18 protein-coding genes and 1 riboswitch are annotated in these 20071 nt (G+C 69.1%); of the genes, 9 read left to right on the plus strand and 9 right to left on the minus strand.

Translation table 11 applies throughout. The features are described from left to right. Window positions 1-91 precede the first annotated feature (91 nt). Window positions 92-1291, plus strand: coding sequence for a PP2C family protein-serine/threonine phosphatase (locus DT019_RS15075; RefSeq protein ID WP_114037582.1), 1200 nt, complete (start codon window positions 92-94; stop codon window positions 1289-1291). Between the two features lie 140 nt (window positions 1292-1431). Here DT019_RS15075 and DT019_RS15080 read toward each other — a convergent pair whose 3' ends face one another. Then, window positions 1432-1839 carry a MarR family transcriptional regulator gene (locus DT019_RS15080; RefSeq protein ID WP_223279528.1) on the minus strand — a complete coding sequence of 136 codons (408 nt, stop codon included), beginning with the start codon at window positions 1837-1839 and terminating at the stop codon, window positions 1432-1434. A gap of 455 nt (window positions 1840-2294) precedes the next feature. On the opposite strand from DT019_RS15080, the gene DT019_RS15085 reads away from it, so the two are divergent. Together DT019_RS15085 and DT019_RS15090 are read left to right on the plus strand one after the other, a co-directional pair. Next, window positions 2295-2765, plus strand: coding sequence for an ATP-binding protein (locus DT019_RS15085; protein WP_114037309.1), 471 nt, complete (start codon window positions 2295-2297; stop codon window positions 2763-2765). A gap of 413 nt (window positions 2766-3178) precedes the next feature. Beyond that, window positions 3179-3712 (plus strand): MarR family winged helix-turn-helix transcriptional regulator, encoded by a 534-nt coding sequence (locus DT019_RS15090; RefSeq protein WP_114037310.1) that lies wholly within the window; start codon window positions 3179-3181, stop codon window positions 3710-3712. Window positions 3713-3811: 99 nt separating this feature from the next. On the opposite strand, the gene DT019_RS39550 is transcribed toward DT019_RS15090, so the two are convergent. Together DT019_RS39550 and DT019_RS15100 are read right to left on the minus strand one after the other, a co-directional pair. Next, on the minus strand, window positions 3812-4213 hold the full coding sequence (locus DT019_RS39550; RefSeq protein ID WP_189389566.1) for an STAS domain-containing protein: 402 nt from the start codon (window positions 4211-4213) through the stop codon (window positions 3812-3814). Window positions 4214-4679: 466 nt separating this feature from the next. Continuing rightward, window positions 4680-5561, minus strand: coding sequence for a SigB/SigF/SigG family RNA polymerase sigma factor (locus DT019_RS15100; protein WP_388977613.1), 882 nt, complete (start codon window positions 5559-5561; stop codon window positions 4680-4682). 236 nt (window positions 5562-5797) lie between these two features. Between DT019_RS15100 and DT019_RS39555 the strand changes: the two genes are divergently transcribed. Further along, window positions 5798-5974: a hypothetical protein gene (locus DT019_RS39555; RefSeq protein WP_189389568.1), complete on the plus strand. Its 177-nt coding sequence runs from the start codon at window positions 5798-5800 to the stop codon at window positions 5972-5974. A 222-nt stretch (window positions 5975-6196) separates the two neighbouring features. Here DT019_RS39555 and DT019_RS15105 read toward each other — a convergent pair whose 3' ends face one another. After that, complete coding sequence (locus DT019_RS15105; protein WP_114037313.1) at window positions 6197-9250, minus strand: hypothetical protein; 3054 nt, start codon at window positions 9248-9250, stop codon at window positions 6197-6199. A 392-nt stretch (window positions 9251-9642) separates the two neighbouring features. Here DT019_RS15105 and rpmF point away from each other — a divergent pair, with 392 nt between their 5' ends. Next, on the plus strand, window positions 9643-9813 hold the full coding sequence (gene rpmF, locus DT019_RS15110; protein WP_114037314.1) for a 50S ribosomal protein L32: 171 nt from the start codon (window positions 9643-9645) through the stop codon (window positions 9811-9813). Between the two features lie 218 nt (window positions 9814-10031). Beyond that, window positions 10032-10274 carry a 30S ribosomal protein S18 gene (gene rpsR, locus DT019_RS15115; protein ID WP_114037315.1) on the plus strand — a complete coding sequence of 81 codons (243 nt, stop codon included), beginning with the start codon at window positions 10032-10034 and terminating at the stop codon, window positions 10272-10274. A gap of 587 nt (window positions 10275-10861) precedes the next feature. Here the strand turns inward: rpsR and DT019_RS15125 are convergent. The 5 genes from DT019_RS15125 to DT019_RS15150 form a co-directional block, all read right to left on the minus strand. Next, a complete protein-coding gene (locus DT019_RS15125) occupies window positions 10862-11839 on the minus strand; it encodes a magnesium transporter CorA family protein (RefSeq protein WP_223279530.1) in 978 nt (325 codons plus the stop codon). Window positions 11840-13118: 1279 nt separating this feature from the next. Beyond that, entirely contained in the window at window positions 13119-13583 is a 465-nt protein-coding gene (locus DT019_RS41060) for a winged helix-turn-helix domain-containing protein (protein WP_189389570.1), read from the minus strand. Between the two features lie 150 nt (window positions 13584-13733). Beyond that, window positions 13734-14000, minus strand: a complete 267-nt coding sequence (locus tag DT019_RS15140) for a hypothetical protein (RefSeq protein ID WP_114037317.1) — start codon at window positions 13998-14000, stop codon at window positions 13734-13736. 7 nt (window positions 14001-14007) lie between these two features. Further along, on the minus strand, window positions 14008-14358 hold the full coding sequence (locus DT019_RS15145) for a hypothetical protein (RefSeq protein WP_114037318.1): 351 nt from the start codon (window positions 14356-14358) through the stop codon (window positions 14008-14010). Window positions 14359-14418: 60 nt separating this feature from the next. Further along, window positions 14419-16062, minus strand: a complete 1644-nt coding sequence (locus DT019_RS15150) for an NRAMP family divalent metal transporter (RefSeq protein WP_114037319.1) — start codon at window positions 16060-16062, stop codon at window positions 14419-14421. A gap of 294 nt (window positions 16063-16356) precedes the next feature. Next, window positions 16357-16530, minus strand: a riboswitch (M-box (ykoK) riboswitch). Window positions 16531-16733: 203 nt separating this feature from the next. On the opposite strand from DT019_RS15150, the gene DT019_RS15155 reads away from it, so the two are divergent. From DT019_RS15155 to DT019_RS15165, 3 genes are read left to right on the plus strand one after another with little or no spacing between them, the layout of a single operon-like run. Further along, complete coding sequence (locus DT019_RS15155) at window positions 16734-17387, plus strand: response regulator transcription factor (RefSeq protein ID WP_114037320.1); 654 nt, start codon at window positions 16734-16736, stop codon at window positions 17385-17387. After that, window positions 17378-18646: a sensor histidine kinase gene (locus DT019_RS15160; RefSeq protein ID WP_114037321.1), complete on the plus strand. Its 1269-nt coding sequence runs from the start codon at window positions 17378-17380 to the stop codon at window positions 18644-18646. Before DT019_RS15155 ends, DT019_RS15160 begins: the two co-directional genes overlap by 10 nt. Window positions 18647-18684: 38 nt before the next feature. Next, entirely contained in the window at window positions 18685-19959 is a 1275-nt protein-coding gene (locus tag DT019_RS15165) for a hypothetical protein (protein ID WP_114037322.1), read from the plus strand. The last annotated feature ends 112 nt before the right edge of the window (window positions 19960-20071 follow it).

Below are 20071 nucleotides of genomic sequence, written 5' to 3' on the forward strand. Positions count from 1 at the left end.
CAGCCGCCACCGCGGCGGAAAGAGGACGATGGGACAGCGACCGATGCAGCACGGGGCCCGGCCCAATTCCCCCCTGCGAGAGAAGAAGATCATGAACAGGCACACGGCAGGCTGGCTGGGTATCGCGCAGAGCACCCTGCGATCAGCCTCTCCCACGGCGCTGCTGTCCACCGCCCGCACCCTGCTGGCCGATCGGATGCAGGCCCGCCAGGTCACCCTCCATCTCGCCGACTACAGCCTGAGCGTCCTGCAACCGGTGACCATCCCGCCCCACACCGCAGAGGCCGTAGCCATCCGCGACGGCAGCGCCGCCGGACGCGCCTTCACCGCCGAGGCGCCCCTCGTCGAAGTCACCGACGAGCCAGGCATGGTAGCGGTGCACCTGCCGATCACCGTGCGAGGAGACCGGCTGGGCATCTTGTCCGTCCACCTGCCCGAGACCGCCGTCAAGGGCGCGGCCGGCGTCCTGGACCTGGCCGCCTTCGCGACCGCTCTGGGACACGAATTGCTCGTCGCGGACCGCGCTACCGACCTCTACCTGCGAACACGAAGGCGCAGACGCCTCACCCTCGCTGCGGAAATGCAGTGGCAGCTTCTGCCCGGCCGAGGCTTCCGCCGCGACGAGTTCATCCTGGGCGCCCACCTCGAACCGGCCTACGCGGTAGGCGGCGACAACTTCGACTGGACGGTCGACGACGAGTCGCTCACCCTCACCGTCACCGACGGCCAAGGCCACGGCATCGCGGCAGCCCTGCTGACCAACCTCACCGTCAACGCCCTGCGCAACGCCCGCCGCGCAGGCATCTGTCTCGAAGACCAGGCCCGGCTTGCCGACCAGGCCGTCTATGGCGAACACGCCGGCCACCGCTACGCCCCCACGCTCCTGCTGCGCATCGACCTGGCAACCGGTCAAGCCCAGGCGGTCGACGCCGGTTCACCCCAGCTGTTCCGGCTGCGCCACGGCGCGGTCGAGAAGGTCTCCCTCGAAACACAGCTGCCCCTCGGCGTGTTCGAGGAGACCGAATACCACGCGGAACAGTTCAGCCTTCGCCCCGGCGACCGCCTGGTCATCGTCAGCAGCGGCGTCCACGCCACGCGCAACCCCGGCCGCGCCTCCTTCGGAGAACGGGCCCTGCGGGAAACCATCGCTGCTGCCCGCAGCGCCTCGACCCACGAGACGGCACGCGCCGTCGTCGACGGCCTGATGCAGTACCACGGCGGGGAAGATCTGCCCACCGACGCCGCAGTCGTATGTCTGGACTGGCGAGGGTCCTCGGCAGCCAGCCCCTGAGCGGTTCGGCTCTCCGCCTGCGAGACCCTTCCTGCCTGCGGACGGCCATGTTCGGGGACCCTGGCCCGCCCCATGGCGGGCCACCGCGCCGTCAGCCTGGCCAGGGCCCACGCACATCTCCCCGACCCGCCGGGGGCGCTTCAGGGCTCCCGGGCGGAACCGCCCTTCCCCCGGCCGTCCTTCACGGCAGCGGCGAATGCCCCCAGTCCCGCCAGCAGTGCTTCACGCTGCGCGGCAGGCACCCCCTGGAGAACCCGACGCATGGCCAGGGAGCGCTGCTCAGAGATGGACGCCCACAGCTCTTGGCCCTGAAGAGTCAGCGACAGCCCCACTTCGCGCCGGTTGGCCGGGGCGCGCTCGCGGCGAAGGAGCCCCGCCGCCTCCAGCCGGTCACAAAGCCTGCTGGCCGTGGGGGCTGTGGCACCGACCAGATCAGCAAAGCTCGTGAGGTTGAGGCCCGGAGCCTGGGAGACGATCCTCAGGGCTTCGAGCTGCATGACGGACAGACGGGGCACGACGTTCTGCACTGCCGCGGTCCACGTGGTCACCAAGGCCTCTGCGGCTTCAGCCACCTGCCGGGCACAACAATCCAGGGGATCGTCCGAAGATCCCGCGCGGTCCACGTGGCCGTCACTCCCGTTAATGCAGATACACGACCCCATCCAGGAGGTGTTCGCTCACGTTCACCGCGCCCGAACGGCTACCAGTCATGTGCCCTCGCTGCGGAAAGTATCCCAACCTCGCACTATTTTCTGTGAATAGACCGTGAGGCTCCGGGGGCCGCCGCCCAGCAACGGATGCTGGAACGCGAGCCACGCAGCGGGGCCGCGGGCGGAACGAGGCTCCCCTTGGCTCTCGTGCCGACGTCCTCGACGGCCCGACGGAGTGCGTCGACTCCCACTGTGCCCGGCCGAGGGAATCGTCCAACCCCAAGTGCCAGGGCCCAAGTGTCGGGCACAAGCACTTCTCCGCGGTACGACCGACATAGTTGGGGTGATCCCATATGAACTGCACTGCATCGGCCGCCGTAGAAGCACCCGCGCCCCTCATCATCGAGGGCCACAGCCCGGCCGGCGTACCTCGCACGCGCGACGTCGCCCGCGCCTTCGCACGCGGTCTGGAACCAGCCCTGGAAGCCGAAATGGCGGAGAACGTCGCCCTGTTGGTGTCCGAGCTGGCCACCAATGCCCTCCGCCACGGGGGCGGCCAGTACACCATGGAACTCGGCGCGACCGCGGAAGCGGTCCACGTCATTGTCAGCGACCCCAGCTCTTCCCTGCCCGGTGCGCGCCCCCCCCCGGACCTGCACAGGGGCAGCGGGGGCTTTGGCTGGCACCTGATCCGTCATCTCACCAGCGACGTAACCATCACCCCGGGCCCCGGCGACGGGAAAACCATCCAGGCTCGCATCCCACGCTGCCCGACGGAAAGGGGAAACACCGCGACCGCCGTGCGGACAACCGCTCTGCGATGACGTCTCCACGGTGGACTCGCGTCCGGGGTGGTGAGTAGGGGGTGCGCGGGCACGCTGGTTCCCATCTCCCGAGAAGGGAGAGCGACGACCGAAGACGGACGAACCAAGCCGAAGACCGCCCGCCCTTGGGCTTCGGTAGGCCTCCCGAGGCGGAGCACGGAGCCCCGGGGTCGGTCCGGCCCGGCTCCGGCGCCAGACCTCCCATTCCTGGCAAGGTCATCTCAATCTACACAAAGGGCGCAAAGGTAATTCGAGAGCTGACATCCGCCAGGGCAAGCCGTGTCCACGTAGCGCCCTCGGCTGGCATTGGGCCTGGAGTTGACGAGGGGTGCGCCCGTTGCGTGGGAGAAGAGCATTGGTTGACCGCGCACCCAGTACTGACAGCGTGACTCCGCGGATGGCACAGTAGGGCAATGCGCCCAAGCCCTGCCAGTCGATCGCCGGAAGCTGCAGATGTCGCCGCCGAGGTGACGGGGCTGCTCGGCGTTTTGCAGGAACGAGCTCGCGGCGCGGCACCGGCGAGCCCGGTGTCCGCATCGCAGATGCGGGCGCTGCTGGCGATCGGCCGCTTGGAGGGCGGCAACTTGCGGGCTCTGGGAGAGGCGCTGCGCTCAAGCCCGCCGGCGACGAGCCGTCTGTGTGATCGGTTGGAGGCCGCTGGTCTGGTGGAGCGCCGCCTCAGCCCCACCAGTCGGCGGGAGCTGGAGTTGTATTTGAGCCGCCAGGGCCGGGCTCTGCTGGAGGAGTCCAGGCTTCGGGAGCTTGATGAGCTTCGGCCTGTCCTGACGACGATGTCCCCGGAAGAGGTGGACCACCTCATCAAGGGACTGGCCGCTTTTCGGCGGGCGGCTGCCGCGGTCGTGGACAGTGGCGTTGGCGGGTCGGGCCAGTCCGGCCGGGACGGGGCAGCGGAGGAGACGCATCTGCGGATCGCGCGTCCTGCCTGAAGGACGTAGGGCTCGTTTCGTGAGCGACCCCGGCCAGGGCGAGGCGCCACTCGCCGGCCATGGGCCGCTCATCGGTCAGGTCGGTCGCCCGCCGCTCCGTCAGCGGTCGAGCTCACCAGGACTGACCGGCGCGTCCGCCCAAGGCCCGTCGAGCCCCGTGGAGGCGAGAGCGGGGGCGGCGAACATGGGGAAGCAACGCTCCAGGTCGAGGATCCTCAGCAGGCGCAGGACCACCCAGGACGGTGCAGCAAGGCGCAGTCGCGTCCCGAGACCGCAGCGAGCGCGCAAGAGCGTGTTGACGAGCGCCGCGTCGGCGAACTGGACCGCCGACAGATCCAGGACTACCAACAGCTCGGCCGGGTCGCGTTCAGCGGCGGCCAAGGCCTGCCTCAGCGGGCCGAGCGTCTCCAGGTCCACCTCCCCGGACAGGGCAAGGATCAGGAAGCGGGAGGTTGAGCGTGTGACGCGGAGCGCAGGCTGAGCAAAGCTACGGGTATCCACGGAGGGCCCCTTTGAGGTGGCAGCGAACGCCGGCCAGGGTCGATGGGGCAAGGGCTCTTGCATGGCCACCGCAGAGGTCGACAGGTACAGTGCGACGCCCCAGAGTATTCCTGATAGTTGCTCATAGGCAACACTTGCTTTCAGGAAATAATTAGCGCCTGTCTGCCAGCCGCTCCTCATCCTCTTCGGCGCCCGGTTCGCGCAGGGCAACTGTGGCCGCCGGCAGCGTTCGTCCGCACGGGCGTTCACGCCCTGCCGGAAAGGCCCGGCCTCTGCCCGCTCCATTCACCCCGGACTCCCTCACTGTCCGGTGCAGCCAGTACGAACACAGCCCGAGGCGCCGTGGTGCGCCCGACAGGACCGCCGCGTACCAGGGGCCGCGCTCCTGTCGCACGGACGCTCTGAGGGAGCCCGGCACGTCGGCGAGCGCGGGCACCTCAGAGCAGGTCAGCCCCAGGAGAGCAGGTCAGCCGGAGGCAACCGTGCCGGGCTCTGTGCACATGCCGGCGCGAAGTCTGGCCACGGTGCGGGTCAGCAGACGGGAGACCTGCATCTGAGAGACGCCCAGACGCTCGCCGATCTGGCTCTGGGTGAGTTCCTCACCGAATCGCAGGTGCAGCAACAGCCGTTCCCTGTCGGAGAGTTCCGCCAGCAGCGGGGCGAGGGCGTGGCAGTCCTCCACGAGCTCCATGGCAGGGTCTTCGGTGCCGATGAAGTCGGCCAGGGCGGCTTCGCCGTCCTCGGCGTCACCAGTGAGAGCGGCGTCCAGGGAAGCGGAGTTGTAGCCGTTGGCGGCCATCTGCGCCTCGAGGACCTCGCCTTCCGTGAGGTCCATGTGCGCGGCCAGTTCCTTGACGGTGGGGGAACGGTCCAGGCGGCTCTCAAGTTCTTCACGGGCCCGAGACAGTTCACTGCGGCGCTCCTGAAGACGCCGCGGCACGTGAACGGCCCACGTCGTGTCGCGGAAGAACCGCTTCATCTCGCCGACGATGTAAGGCATGGCAAGAGTGGCGAACTCGGTTTCCCGGGACAGCTCGAACCGGTCGATCGCCTTGATCAGGCCGATCATCCCGACCTGAACCACGTCCTCCATCTCATCGGCCAAGTGCCGAAAGCGCCGGGCGGCGAAACGCACGAGCGACATGTTCATCTCGATCAGCGTGTTCCGCGTGTACTGATACTCGGCCGTGCCCTCCTCCAAGACGGCCAGACGCTCGAAGAACTGCCGCGACAGGGCCCGCGCATCACGGGGAGCCACCTCAGTGGGCACTGCGATCTCGGGGAGAGCCTGCTCTCCGACTCTGCCCTCGGTCTCAGCAGCCTCCGTGCCGATCGCTCCAGCAGTCACAGCCACTCCCCTCCTCAGCCCCGTACATGACGATCTTTCGGTACCTGCCCCGCATCATCTCATCCATGCGCCGACCTCCGCAGTGAGCCCCAGGTCGCTGTAGCTGCCGAGCTTGGCGTCGGGTGTGACGGATCAAGGGGAGGCCCAGAGGCTCAAACACGGACCGTGTTTAAGCGACCGCTATCTGGTTACCAGCTGTAGTGACAGGCCGTCAGCACTCGACGGAAGGCAGAATCATGACCCTCGTTATGGTGCTCATCCTCGTCACGGCTCTCGTGCCCCTGCTCCTGCTCGCGTTCGCCCCGGCACGGCCCGCCAGGCGCAACCCGATGCCCCGCTCCCGCCCCACCTTCCGCCGGGCGGCACTTCGGGTCCCCCACCAGCGGGCCCATCGTCGCCACAGCCGCTACTGAGTTGGCGGGCATGCCGCCGGAGTTCACGCGCTCCTGACGCGGCGCCGAGGGCCGGCTGTTGCTTTGCCGGTCCTCGGCGCCGCCCGGACAGTGAGGTGTTCTGTTGAGCGTCCGGCTACCTGGTGCCGAGGGGTTGCCGGAACAACACGGGGATCGACCAGCAGGCCCAACCCGTCCCGGGCGCGCGGACGAGGCAGACGGTCGCGATGGCCCGAGAGCCCGTCACAGGGTCAGGGTGAGAGTGAAGGCTTGGGTGGCGGTGCCCGCGGTGTTCTTGGCGGTGAGGGCCAGGTGATAGACCCCTGGCAGGAGGGCGGTGCCGGTGATCGTCGCCGTTCCATTGCTCGCGGGGGTGAACTTGAAGCCTGGTGGCAGGGTGCCGCTCTCCGTGAGGTTCGCGGCTGGGCTGCCCGTAGTGGTGACCGTGAAGCTGAACGGGGTCAGTATTCCGGCCGCCGCGCCGGCCTTGCTCGTGAAGGACGGGGCCTGGCTGACTGTGAGCGTCAAGGCATGGGTGGCCTTGCCCGCACCGTTGGCGGCGTTGATGGTCAGCGGGTAGCTGCCGCCGCTCCCGGCCGCTGGGGTTCCGGCGAGGGTGGCGGTGCCGTCGGCGTTGTCCTTGAAGGTGAGCCCAGGTGGCAGGGTTCCGGACTCCGTGAGTGCCGGGGTCGGGGTGCCGGTGGTGGTGATGGCGGTGCTGTACGCGGCGCCGACCGTGGCGGTCGCGGTGACCGGCCCTGTGATCACCGGTGCGGTGCCGCTCCTGGGCTCGGTGACGGTGATCGCGCCTGCGGCTCCCACCGGGGTCCAGGCGGACCGGGTGCCGCCGTAGGACTCGCCGAAGGCCGCGCCGTTGACCGTGCTGCCGTCCGGGACGGTGACCGGCACCGATGCCGCGGAACCACCGGAGTTGCTGATCACGACGGAGCCGTTCTGCACGGAGGCCGTGACCGTTCCGGCGTTCCTCGCGGCAGCCCAGGCCGCGGACTCGGCCAGTACCTGCGACTGGCTGGCGTCGGTCATCTGGACCAGCGGCGCCGTGTACCAACTCGCGTACTGCGCCTGCATGTTGCTCAGCAGGCTCAGCAGCGTATACCCGTAGTCGGAGGTGGTGCCGCCCACGGTCTGGGTGGCCGGGCCGATCAGGTTGGACTGGTGGGCGTAGTTCATCCGCGGGTCGTCCGCCAGCACATGACCGAGCATGATCCTGGACTCGGTGGAGAGCACGGTGGCCTCGGTGGCCGGAGTGGTGGTGCAGGTCGTGGACGGGGTGTTGGAGCACTTCCCCGTCTCGGCGGGGTACTGGCTGTCGCCGATCGAAGAACCGTTGGCGACGTAGGCGGTGTTGTACTCGTTGAGTTCGTCCGGCCAGTTGGCGGCGTTGTAGTAGATGTTGCTCGGGTACCGCGGCGCGGAGGCGGCGACATTGCTCGCGCCCGCGGAGCTGGTGCCGGAGATGGTGTACGACTGGGGCTGGCGCGAGGCGTCGGCGCCGAAGACCGTGATGCCGGTGTCGGCGAAGGCCCGCGGAGTGTTGGGGTTCTCCAGGCCGGAGTGCTCGCCGGTGACGAGAGAGTGGGTGCTGAAGTTCGTCAGGCCGTTGTTGGCGGCGAAGGCGTCGTCCAGGCCGATCTCCTGCTCAATGCTGGAGTCGGGGCCGGCGCTGGTCGCCGGTACCCAGCCGGCGGCGTTCGCGCATCCGATGCCGGGGTCGGTGGCGGTCGGGTAGGTGGCGGTGCTGCCGGGGCCGCTGCCCGGGGCGGTGGCGCCGGTGTCGGTGAAGGTATAGGTGGTGGCGGCGCCGGTCGGGTCCTCCTTGACCTGGCCGACCAGCCCGAAGGTGCTGGAGCCGGCCGGGGCGCGGTAGATGTTGTAGCCCCAGAAGCCGCTGCCGCCGGAGTACTGCGACTCGAGCTTCGCCAGGCTCGGGCCTCCGCCGTTGGGGGCGTCGGGCCAGGACAGCGCGACCGACCCGTTCGCCGCGACGGTGATCTGCTGCGGGATGGAGGGCTCCGACTCACCGTAGGCGGTCGCGGCGGTGACCTCGTAGCTGTAGCTGCCTGCGGCGAGCGCCCCGCCCGCCTGAGCGGCCGGTGCGTTCGCGGGCTGCGGAGCTGCGACCGTGCAGCCCAGGAACATGTGCGACCAGGTGTGAGTGATCCAGTTGAACGACGCCTGCTGCTTGAGCAGTTCGTTCACGAAGGCCGCGTCGTTGGGGTAGCCGGGGTCGGCCTGGTGGCCCGGGTCGGTGTAGGTCGTGCCGTTCACCGTGCTGCTGCCCGAGCAGTTCGCGCTCGACGCCGCACCCGCGGTGGGCGCGGTGCACGCGCCGATGGCGTTGAAGGCGAACTCCAGCTTGATACCTGTCTGCTTCTCCCAGTTGGCCACGTAGTCCACGTCCGCGGCGCTCATCTGGGTGTCGGGTGGGCCGTCGGCCGGGTTGCCGCCCACACCCGACGGGCACAGCACGTCGTTCGGGTTGGTCGCCGCCGGGGTGCACTGGTACTTGTTGCTCCACTCGTTGTCGGCGATGAACACGTCGTCGACGTCCTGCCCGAAGTAGTTCCGGTACAGGCCCAGATGGGTATTCTGCGTGACCCAGTTGATCAAGCCGGGTGCCAGCAGCAGCCACGGCAGCTGGGTGCGGTTGTAGTTGAAGGTCAACGCCAGCTCGGCGACGCCGGCCTGCGCGTCGGTGGCCGGGTGCTGGTAGACGGCGGCCAGCGTTTGACCGGCCGCGTTCTGTATCCAGGGCGTGACGGGGGCGCCGCTCACAGGGGTGGCGGGATATCCGTAGGCACCGGCCTCGAAGGGCACGGGGCCCTTCAGTTCCGGCAGCGCAGCCAGGCCGGAAGTCGTCAGCTGGGCGGTACCGCTCATCGCGCCCGATCCGGCAGCGGTCAGTCCCACCGAGGCCGAGGGATACACGTATCCGTCAACCTGCCGCACGCCGAAGCTCGATTCGTAACTGTCCAGCGCCGTCAGCTGTCCTGAACTGAACCAGGCCGGTGAGTCCGCGAACACCACACCGTTGTAGTAGCCGTGCGCACCACTGGACAGCGTGGGCAACGACACCGTCTCGCTGCCCACGTCGCCGGTGGCCGTCGCGAGGCTGTACGCGACCCCTTCGGTGTCCAGGGCGTTCTGCCACGCCTCCGTGGTCGGGTCTCCTTGGCCGGAACCGATCAGGAGTATCTTCAGGTCCAGCTGAGGGGCCGGATCCGCGAAGGCCGGAACCGCCGCCTGCGCGGCCGCAAGTAACGTGAGCGCGGCCATCCCGGCAACGACCCATCGCGCTGGTTGTCTCAACATCGTGCGCCTCCCCATCTCCTCGTGTCCCGCCTGGCCCAACTGTCCGGCCAGGCAACTACCACAGCATCGGAGTCCGTACGTGCGTTGATGGCGGACATGGGGATAACCGGGGAAGAGCTTCATCTGCCATTGCCACTGGGGCGGCCGGCCGCCTGGGAGGCGGCCCGGTGGCGGGTGCGGAAGCCCCGCCCGACCGCAGGGAGCCCGGCTCAATGCGGCCTCCACGTCCTCTGCCTGTGGGGGGGGAACTGTTCGAGCCGCCCGGTGCGAGAGCCCTCAACCTCGTCGACACTTGGAAATGGAATCCATTTTCAGGTAGCTTCGTCTCGTCCGATCACCCTTCCCAGGAGGTCCACATGGCCGTGCCCAAGCGCAAAACGTCCCGCAGCAACACGCGTCACCGCCGTGCGCAGTGGAAGGCCACCACGCCCCGCCTCGTCCCCATCACCGTGGACGGCACGCCCTGTCTGGTGCCTCAGCGGCTGGTCAAGGCATACGAGCGCGGCCTTCTTCGCCCCGACCGCTGAGCACTGCGACGTCCTGGCCGGCTTCCTCAACACCGGCACGACGGCACCCCTTGATCCCGTCCCGGCGACCACGGGGGACAGCGAGCCGCCCTCATCGACGAACCTCCGCCACCCACCAGGCCGGGCGGCCTGAACAGACGCCCGGCCTGTCCGCTCGACTCCGCAAAGGCCAGCCCGCGCACGGAGAAACCGACCAACCAGCCACCTGAGGAGCCCACATGACCCGGCACGCCAAAACCAGCAGGCCGACGAAGGTCCGCCACAACCCGCTCATCGCGGCCGGCATCACCTACATCGACTACAAGGACACCGATCTGCTGCGCAGGTTCATCTCCGACCGGGGAAAGATCCGCAGCCGACGCGTCACGCACGTCACCGCTCAGCAGCAGCGGCAGATCGCGACAGCCATCAAAAACGCCCGCGAGATGGCCCTTCTTCCCTACTCCAGCCGACGGGACTGACACCCCTCACGCGGCTCGCGCCCTGGGGGGCGTCCCTGCCGACGAGGCTGTCGGCAGCAAGTCGGGCCCGCAGCGTGCCCGCAATCGAGGATTGCTGCCGACGAAACCGGATGCGCACGGCCTCTTCCGGCATTGGCGACGTCGACTTGGTCGCCCGCTGGAACAGATGCGATGTATCGAAGCCGGCGCGCACACCATGACCACCACCGCACCCACCACTGCCCCCGCCGCCATCGCTCGCGCCCTGGGCCTTGCCCACTACGCCACGCCGCCCTCGACGAGCTGCTGGCCAAGCAGCTGCTCGCAGCGAACGGCGCGCACCTTCACCCAGAGGACGCGCGGCGGACCTGGCCGCCGCCGGCCGCGTCCTCGCCCTGGTCAGCGAGCGCGCCAACGCCGAGCTCGCGGCTTTGACCGACTGATCCCGCCCCTGACCGCGAAGGTGGCCGTAAGCGCCGAGTTCATCGAACCGGGCGCGGGATCCTGCGTGGCTCAGCGCGGTCACGAACGGGGCCACGATGCCTCGCCGCCCGTCTTCGAGAGGCGGGCGGGCGCGGCATGTCCAAGGCATGCTTCCTCGGAGTGCGTCAGATCCAGTCCTTGCGTTTGAAGGCGGTGTACAGGACCACGGACAGGATGACGATGGCAGCGGTCGAAGCGATGAACCCGGCCTGGGTGTTGAAACCGGGATAGGGGACGTTCTGCCCGTAGAACCCGGTGATGGCGGTTGGCACGGCGATGACGGAAGCCCAGCTGGTGACCTTCTTCATGATGAGGTTCATGCGGTTGCCCTGAACCGTCAGGTTGGTCTCCATGATGGAAGCGATCATGTCCCGCAGCGATTCGGTCCACTCCCCCGCCCGCAGCACGTGGTCGTAGACATCCTGGTAGTACGGCAGCAGCGGCTCGGCCACGATGTGCAGGTCACGGCGCAGAAGGCTGTTGACCACCTCGCGCATGGGCAGGACCAGGCGCCGCAACTTGGAGAGGCTTTTGCGTAGCTGGTAGGAACTGCGCTGGACGGTGTCGATCTGTTGGCGGCCTTCCTCGAAGAGCAGGTCCTCCACGGCTTCGATGCGGTCGTCAAGGTCTTGCACAGCTTCGAAGTATCCGTCGACGATGTGGTCGAGGAGTCCGTGCAGGAGGTAACCCACGCCGTATTTGGCCAAGTCCGCGTTACTGTCCCAGCGCTCGACGACCTCCGCCATGTCGAAGTTCTCGTCGGGACGGACGGTGATGAGCGCGTTCTCGGTCACGAAGACCGACAGCTCGCTCGTGTAGAGGCCTCCGGTGTCCGGGTCGGTGCACACGGCGTAGGTACTGAGGAAGGCATGCGTGCGGTAGCGGTCGAGTTTGGGCCGCTGGTGGTCGTGTCGAGCATCCTCGACCGCCAGTTCATGAAGCCCGAACTCTTCACTGATCATGGCGAAGTCAGCAGGGCTGGGCACGCTCAGGTCGAGCCAGACCGCCACTCCCGGTTCAGTGATGTATTCGGATATGTCTTCGGCCGGGAAGTCTTCCAGCGCCAATACGCCATTGCGATACAGCCGTGTTCGTGTCGTCAAGATCTACAGCCTTAAGGAGGGTGGAGGGTGGAGGGTGGAGCGGACAGCGTCAGGACCGGGCAGTCAGGGGCCACGGCGGCAGGCGCCTGCCCCAGTTCCCAGGAACTACAACGGATGGGCCCGGGTCGCTCGAACGGCAGGACCGGCAGCCTCTCTTGGTGAAACGCCTCAGCGCGCCGGGGTCGCCCATGGGCCCCCGCCTGCCCAGAGCATGGGCTCCGTGCCGCGTCCCCGGTCGGCCTGCTCTACGAGGAGTCGATACCGCGACGCTGGGGCTGGCGATCTGGGCGGGAGCAGCCGTCGTTACCGCGTGGCGTCGGGGGGCAGAGTGCCGGCGCCACTGCCTGGAGCCCCGCGAATGCCCTGGCGAGCCTGGTGAGAGGCGATCCACTGCTGGACGGTGTTCACGGAGAGCTGGGCGTCTTGTGCGATGTCCTGGAGGGGAATACCGGTGCGCCAGGCGTCCACTGCGGCTTGGTGAAGGCTGGCGATGCAGGCGTCGAGGTCGCTGAGAACGGCGTCGGCGGACACATGAGGTGGCCGCTCGGTGAGGCGCTGAGCGGCTTTACGGACCTCACGCCGCCGCTCCAACTGCCGGATTCTGGAGCGAGGAGTCCGGTGGGTGCGTGGCACCGGTCCGGGAGAGCGGCACGTGGCGGCCCTTTCCACGAGGAGGCACGCCGCGTCAGCGGGGAGACCCAGCAGGCCCATGATGCCCGGGGCGTCGTGACCCTGGAGGGCGAGTGCCCATGCCCTGTAACAGCTGTTCAGGCTCGGCGGGTTGCTCCGGAGCAGGAGTGAGCGCAGGTCGTCCATCGGGAAGTGGTCCTGATGCCGCGCGTCAGCACACGCGACCACGGGCCCACGCCCAGAGCCGACCGACGCCCTGATTCCCCGGACGTGGCGGCGGGCCAGGAACAGAGTCAGGGCGGCGGCTGTCCCGGCCATGGCACTGACCACCAACGCCCGTGCTGCAGGCGGCGCGTACGCGAGGCCCAACGCTTCGAGCGCTGCGAAGAGACCGACGGTCGATGCAGCCGTAGCGACTGCGGCGGGTCGGTGACGTGAGAGCTTCATGCGGCGGGCCCCTGTTCGACAACTGCCCGGATCTAATCACCGCTTGCGCAACTAGGCAAGTATTTCCGGTGGCCCTCGAAGGCAGACCGCGCTCGTCCGCGCTTCGCGGCGGAGGCGACGTCGTCGCGGGGCTGCGACGGTGTCGTCGGCACAAGCGGCTCTAATCGGCTCGGATTCCGTCGGGTGTGGGCGAGGGAATGGGTCAGCCCTCGGTCGCGGGTACCGCTGCGACGGGTGACGGGGCAAGGGCGTAGCCGACTTGCCGTACGGTGCGGATCATCGTGCGGTGCTCGGGGCCGAGCTTGTGGCGCAGGCGGGCGATGTGGGTATCGACGGTGCGCATGTCGCCCGAAGGGCTCTGCTGCCAGACGAGTTCCATGAGCTGGCGGCGGGTGTAGACGCGGTCCGGGTGTGCGGCGAGATGGGCGATCAGCTCGAACTCCATACAGGTGAGCTCGAGCTGGCGGCCGTGGACCGAGCTCCGGCGGGTTCCGCAGTCCACGACGAGGCCGCCCGTGCGATGCACAGGTGCCGTCGGCCCTTCTGCCGCTTCGGGCCGGGAGGGAGCTTGGACGGCAGGCGGGACCTGTCGACGCCATCGTGTCTGCGCGGGCGCAGTCTGCGGTTCACGGCGCATGCGGTCAGCGAATCGGTAGTGCAGGGGCATGGGTCCTCCTGTTGCTCAGCGCAGGGCCACGGTGCGGGGCCGGGAAACGGGCGGGCCCCCTCGGTGCGGTGCCGCGAGCAGGCTGGCCGCGGTCACCGCGGGCGAAGGGAGCCACAGGCGCCCCCGGGGCCGTCGGCTACTGGGGGCTGGTCAGTGCCAGGTCGCTTCGAGGCGGCGCCGCCCCTCGGGGCCGGTAACGGTATGCCAGTGGGCGTGCGGCGCCGTGCGGCCGCGGACGGGTACGTGTGGGACGGTTATTGAGACCGCCGCAGGACCGGACGTCGCGTCGTGGACGGTGCTGCCCGGCGGGCCGTCGGCGAGCCGGAGCACAACGCCGCCGATCCGTTCGCGGAGGCGACCGTGCCCGGTGGGCGTGGCCTTGCGGACGAGGAAGCGCAGGGTGGGCAGGGCGGACATGGGTGGCTCACCTCCGTGCAGGGTGCAGGACGGGTCCGGGAGAGGCGGGGTGGTTGGCCGGGGAGCCGGTGGCGGCTCGGCTGATGCGGTGCGCGGCCGCCGGCGGCAGATCGGTGAACTGAGCCAGCCAGCAGCTATCGCGGCCCTGCTGGGCGAGCAGGTAGGCGAGATGGACGCGGGGGTGGTAGGCGGCATGCCGGGCATGGGGGCCGGGGCAGGCGACCGGATCGTCCAGGAGGTAGGTGCGCGGAATGCCGTCGAACAGGGTCAGTGGCAGCGACGGGCAGGCGCATCCGGCCGGTGCGGCACGACGGACTGAGGGCGAGGTCAGTTTCGCGAGGTACTGAAGAAAGGGCATGGAGTCCTCCCGTGTTCAAGGGGGAGTTGACGACGGGCGGGCCACTACTGCCCGCGGGGCTCACTGGCCGAGGGCGACCTGGACGATCTTGATGACGACGAGGATCATCGCGATCAGGAGGTAGGTGCGCAGGGCTCCCATGCCGATCTTGCGGGTGGTGGACATGACCGGCTTGGTAAGGGTGTCCAGCGGCGGCATCCGCCAGGCCTGGCGGCCGGTGCGGTCGATGGGGTCTTCCTTGGTCCCCACTTGGCGACGGGTGAAGGCGTACCCGGCCGCCAGGACTCCGGCGACACCGCAGGCGGCCATGATGTCGAGGATCGCTACGGCGGTGATGTCGGGAAACAGGACGGAGGCGGTCAGGATGACGGAAAGCATGACCAGGACGCCGACGACCACGGCGGTGAAGGCATTGGTCTTGGGACCGTTGACCCAGGGCCCCAGAACGGCCTTGTCGTTGCAGAGCAGCAGCAGGAAGACGGACGCGGAAGGCAGCAGGACCCCGGCGAGGGTCTGCACGCCCTGGGTGAGCAGACCGAGCGGCGAGCCGGGGATCAGCACGATGGTGGCGGCCACGGCCACCAGAGCGGCGTAGACGGCGTAGAAGCCCTTGGCGCCCTTGAGCCCGCGGTGCAGCGAGTGGTTCATGCCGAACACGTCGCCGATCGCGTAGGCGGTGGAGAGGGAGACCGCGAAGGCGCCGATGATCGAGGCGTCCAGCAGGGCCACGGCGAACAGCACCCCGGCGACCCTGCCCGCGTGGGCCTTGATGCCGGCCGCCACACCGGCGGTGTCGTCGAAGTTGCCGAAGCCGTGCGTCCCGGCGAACGCTGCGGCGGCCATGCCCATGATCGCGGCGGCACCTATGACGACGATGGCGATGCCGATCCACAGGTCGGCCTTCTCGTACTTCATGAAGCGCGGCGTGATCCGCTTGTCGATGACGTACGACTGCTGGAAGAACAGCTGCCAGGGCGCGACCGTGGTACCGACGATTCCGATGATCAGCAGCATCACCGTCGCCAGCTCGCCCGAGCCGCCCGGCATCGTGGGCACCACGAAGTCGTGCGCCATCTGCGAGGAGGCCGGGTGAATCATGAAGTACAGCGGAACCAGCAGCAGGGAACCCGCGCACAGGAAGATGGCGATGCGCTCGAAACGCCGGAAGGATCCGGTGAACGCGGAGGCGATGATGACCCCCGCGGCCAGCACCACCGACGCCACCTTGGGCAGCCCCAGATACCCGGCGGCCAGCGTGATCCCGATGAACTCGGTGACCAGGGTCAGCGCGTTGAGCAGGAACAGGTCGATGACGCTGAACGCGCCCCAGAACTTGCCGAACCGCTCCAGGATCAGGCGGGCGTGCCCGACGCCGGTGACCGCGCCCAGGCGCAGCACCATCTCCTGGTTCACATAGAGCACGGGGATCAGCAGGAGCAGGGTCCACAGCAGGCTGGTGCCGTAGTTCTGTCCGGCCTGGCCGTACGTGGCGAACGCGCCCGCGTCGTTGTCGCCGACCATCACGATCAGGCCCGGCCCGACTATCGCCAGCAGCGTCTTGAGCTTCGCGGACAGGCCCCGGCGCTCGCCGTGGTCGTCCTGTCGGATGGTGCCGAGCGCACCACGGATGTCGCCGACGTGGGCGTCGTCCAGCACAGCGGTGCGGGGGGCGGGGATGATGGGCCTGGCGGGTGCGGTGGTCATGATGAGCCTCCCAATTCCCCCGGCAAGGGGCGGAGATGGGGGCACGCGGCACTCCCCTGCGGCACACCCGGGCAGCCCGGCCGCCCGGAACGGCCGATGACCGTTCGGGTGGGAGGGGAAGGAGTGTGCGCAAGCGTGTCGTTATCGCGTGCCGAGGACGGGCGAGGTCGATCGGATGCGGGGCCGACTGTGGCCCGGACTACTGCAACTACAGTTCATGTTTCCTCGCCTCCCTCCGGCCGGAGCGCCCGCGGGCGCTGGACGACACGGCAAGGAGCGGACCGGGCCCATCCCGGTTCACCCCAACTCGTCAGAGCTTTGGCACTGAACGGCGTGATCCCCCGGTTGGGGAAGCCACTTGGGGTCACCCCTTGAGCCGGGGAGACCTGTCCTGAACCTGGGCGTCTCTCGACGTCGTCGGGTCAGTGGCCTGTGTCCGTCCAGACGCCTCACCGAACGAGGTGCCTTCTTCAAACCTCCAGAAGCATAGCCCCCTCCTTGCGCGATCACGCAACTACTTGGCGAACTCTTGACGGGGACCGGCGGCCCATGGGGGTCCGGCTGCGCCGTCGACATCCTCGGCGCCCTTCGCCTGCTGGGGGTTCCCCCGGACAAGCCGGTGGTCGAGGTGGGCTGGCCGAAGAGAGAACTGGACGTATTAGGGTCGGCGCGTGGCCTGCATCCTGGTGTGCGAAGACGACGCGGCGGTCCGTGGTCTTCTCAAGCGCGCCCTGGAGCACGACGGCCACCGTGTCCGCGTCGCCGCCACGGCGGAGAGTCTGCTGCGGCAGCTCGCACCAGCACCTCAGCTGGTGGTGCTGGATCTGGGGCTGCCGGACGCCGACGGACGCGATGTGTGCCTGGCCCTGCGGGCGCGCGGCGTCGACGTGCCGGTGCTGATACTGACCGCCCTGGACGGCCTGCATCACAAGGTGGGCGGGTTCGAGGCCGGCGCCGACGACTACATGACCAAACCCTTCGACATCCCGGAACTGCTGGTCCGTGTCCGTGCGCTGCTGCGCCGGGCCACCGCGGCACCCGCACCACGCGAGGTCGTCCTCGACCCGGCCAAACACATGGTGACCCACGGCTCGGTGAGCGAGGACCTGACCCCGACGGAGTTCCGGCTGCTGGGCCGCCTGATCGCCTCCCAGGGCGAGGTGGTGCGCCGTCACGCGCTGCTCGCGGCCGGGTGGCCTCATGGAGCCCAGGTGAGCGACAACACCCTGGACTCCTTCGTGCGCCGGCTGCGGACCAAGCTCGGTCCGCTGGGGGTGGCCGAGCGCCTGGCGACCGTCCGTGGCGTGGGCTATCGATGGCAGTGACCCGCTTCCGCAGGAGGGTCGTCGCGCTCACTGTGCTCATCGCCACCGCCGTGGTCGCGATCCTGGTCGTGGTCTCCCACGTGTTGTTGAGCCGGGTGACGGACGCCGATGCGCACGATCTGGCGCGTACCCGCGCCGAGGCGGTCGCGGCGAACGTCAGCGAGGTGGACGGGCGGGTCGTGCTGACGGAGAACAGCAGCGAGGCCCTGGACGAGGTCGCCTGGGTCTACGCCGACGGTCGCCTGATCGACGGGAACGTACCGGGCAGCATGGTGGAGCGCGTCGAGGCGCTGGCGGGCTCCGGGCGCTCGCAGACCTCAACCGTCGCGCACTATCTCCTGTACGCGCAGGAGATTCCTGTCGACGGCCACCACGTCATGGTGATCGTCCGGGTGGACCTCACGCCGTACGAGACGTCCGAGCAGCGCAGCCTGACCTTGTCGCTGATCCTGGGCGGCCTCGCCATCCTCCTCGCCGGCGGTGTCGCGCACCTCGTGGTGCGCCGCGCGCTGCGGGTGGTGCACGAGATGGCCTCCCTGGCCGACGACTGGAGCCATCACGAACCCGGGCGCCGCTTCGACCTCGGCGTCCCACGCGACGAGTTCGGGGAACTGGGGCAGACCCTGGACAGCCTCCTGGAGCGCGTCGACCACGCGCTGGCGGACGAGCGCCGGCTCACCGACGAGATCGCCCACGAGCTGCGGACACCGCTCACGGTTCTGCGGGGCGAGGCACAGCTGGCGCAGCTGTCCGGCGAGCCGGTGGCGCCGAAGGCGGTACTGACCGAGGTCGACCGCCTCAATGCGGCGATCACGACGCTGCTGCGCGCCGCGCGCGCACGCACCGATTCCGGCACGCGCTGCGACCTGCGGTCCGCCGTGCGGAAGGCGATCGCCGGCCGCGCGGTCGAGGTCGCCCTTCCCGCGGAGGCGGAAGTCGCCGTGGCGGCCGAGGTCGCCGTGTCACTGCTGGCGCCCCTGCTGGAGAACGGCCTGCGCCATGCGCGGTCGCGGGTGTGGATCACCGCGCGGCCGCAGGGCGCGGCCATGGTGGTCGATGTCTTGGACGACGGTCCCGGTTTCGATCCCTCCGAGATCGACCGGGTCTTCGAGGCGGGCGTGACCGGCGGCGACGGGTGCGGCCTGGGGCTGTCGGTGGTCCGGCGCCTCGCGGTCTCCGCCGGGGTCGGGGTCCGCGCGATCGCGGACGGCCGCGGCCACATCGAGATGACACTCCCCGTCGCGCAGACGGCCACGTAGTCAGGTTGCGTGCAGGTTCCCCGCGTCAACCTCCCCGCATGACGACGACAACCGAAGCACGCACGCACAGCGGACGGCTCATGCTCAACAAGGTTCCGGAGGTCACCCTCTGGTTCTGGGTGATCAAGGTCCTCTGCACGACCGTCGGCGAGAGCTTCGCCGATTGGATCAACACCCAGCTGGGCGTCGGCCTGGTGAACACGGCCTGGATCTTCACCGCGGTTTTCGTGGTGGTTCTGGCCGTCCAACTGCGGCTGAAGCGGTACGTCCCCTTCCCCTACTGGCTGACCGTGGTCGTTGTCAGCGTTACGGGCACCCTGTACACCGACATCCTGACCGACCAGCTGAACGTGCCGCTGTGGATCAGCTCCACCGTCTTCTCGGTGCTGCTCGCGGTGGTCTTCGGCGTGTGGTGGCTGCGGGAACGCACCCTGTCCATCCACGCGGTCACCACGCTCCCTCGGGAGTCGTTCTACTGGCTGACCGTCCTGGTCACCTTCGCGCTCGGCACCGCGACCGGCGACTGGACTCTGGAGCTGACCGGATGGAGCCCGGGCGTCTCGGTGCTCCTGCCGCTCGGCCTCATCGCGGCGATCGCGCTGCTGCGGAGGTACGGCGCGAACCCGGTGCTCTCCTTCTGGCTCGCGTACGTCCTGACCCGCCCTCTGGGCGCCAACATCGGCGACTGGCTCGCCTCCCCCAAGGTCGCCCAGAACCCGGGCGATCCCACCGGGCTCGCGCTGGGCACGTTCACCACCAGCCTGATCTTCCTCGGGCTGATCCTGGCGACAGTGGTCTACCTCACGGTGACCCGCACAGACGTCACCGAGACCCGCGAGGCGACCCACGCCGCACACGCCACTGGCAACCCGCGCAGGGAGCACATCGCGCTGGCCGGCTTCGGAGTACTGGCCGTCGCCACCGCGGCCCTGCTGAGCTGGGCCCACAGTCAGCCGCACGTCGGCCCCGCGCCGGAGACCGACACCACCTCCGCCGTCCAGCTGGCGCCCGGCCAGGCGGTGAAGAACTTCCCGCCCGCGAAGGTCGGCGCTCTGCGAGCCCTCGCATCCACCTCCCTCACGGACGCACGCTCGGGGAACGCGGCCGGGGCCCACGCGGCCGCCCAGTCGCTGCGTGACCTGTGGGACGCCGACCAGGACTCGCTCCAGCCGCTGGACGACACCGGCTGGACCTCCCTGGACGCCCAGATGGACAAAGTGCTCAAGACCTTCGGCATCGACCACGCGAACCCGCCGATGCCCCCGGCGCAGCAGGAGAGCGAACTGAGCACCCTCCTGGCGGACTTGGGCTGAGGACCACCCCGCTGCACCATCGTCGACGGACCCGGCGGGGCGCACCGTGCCGAGAGCCCTCGCCGCCTCGCCGGGCCGACAGGCGGGGGCCAGCGCGGCCGGTCGGGCCCGG

This window comes from Streptomyces sp. SDr-06 (assembly GCF_003324565.1).
In the GTDB taxonomy this organism is placed as follows: Bacteria; Actinomycetota; Actinomycetes; order Streptomycetales; family Streptomycetaceae; genus Streptomyces.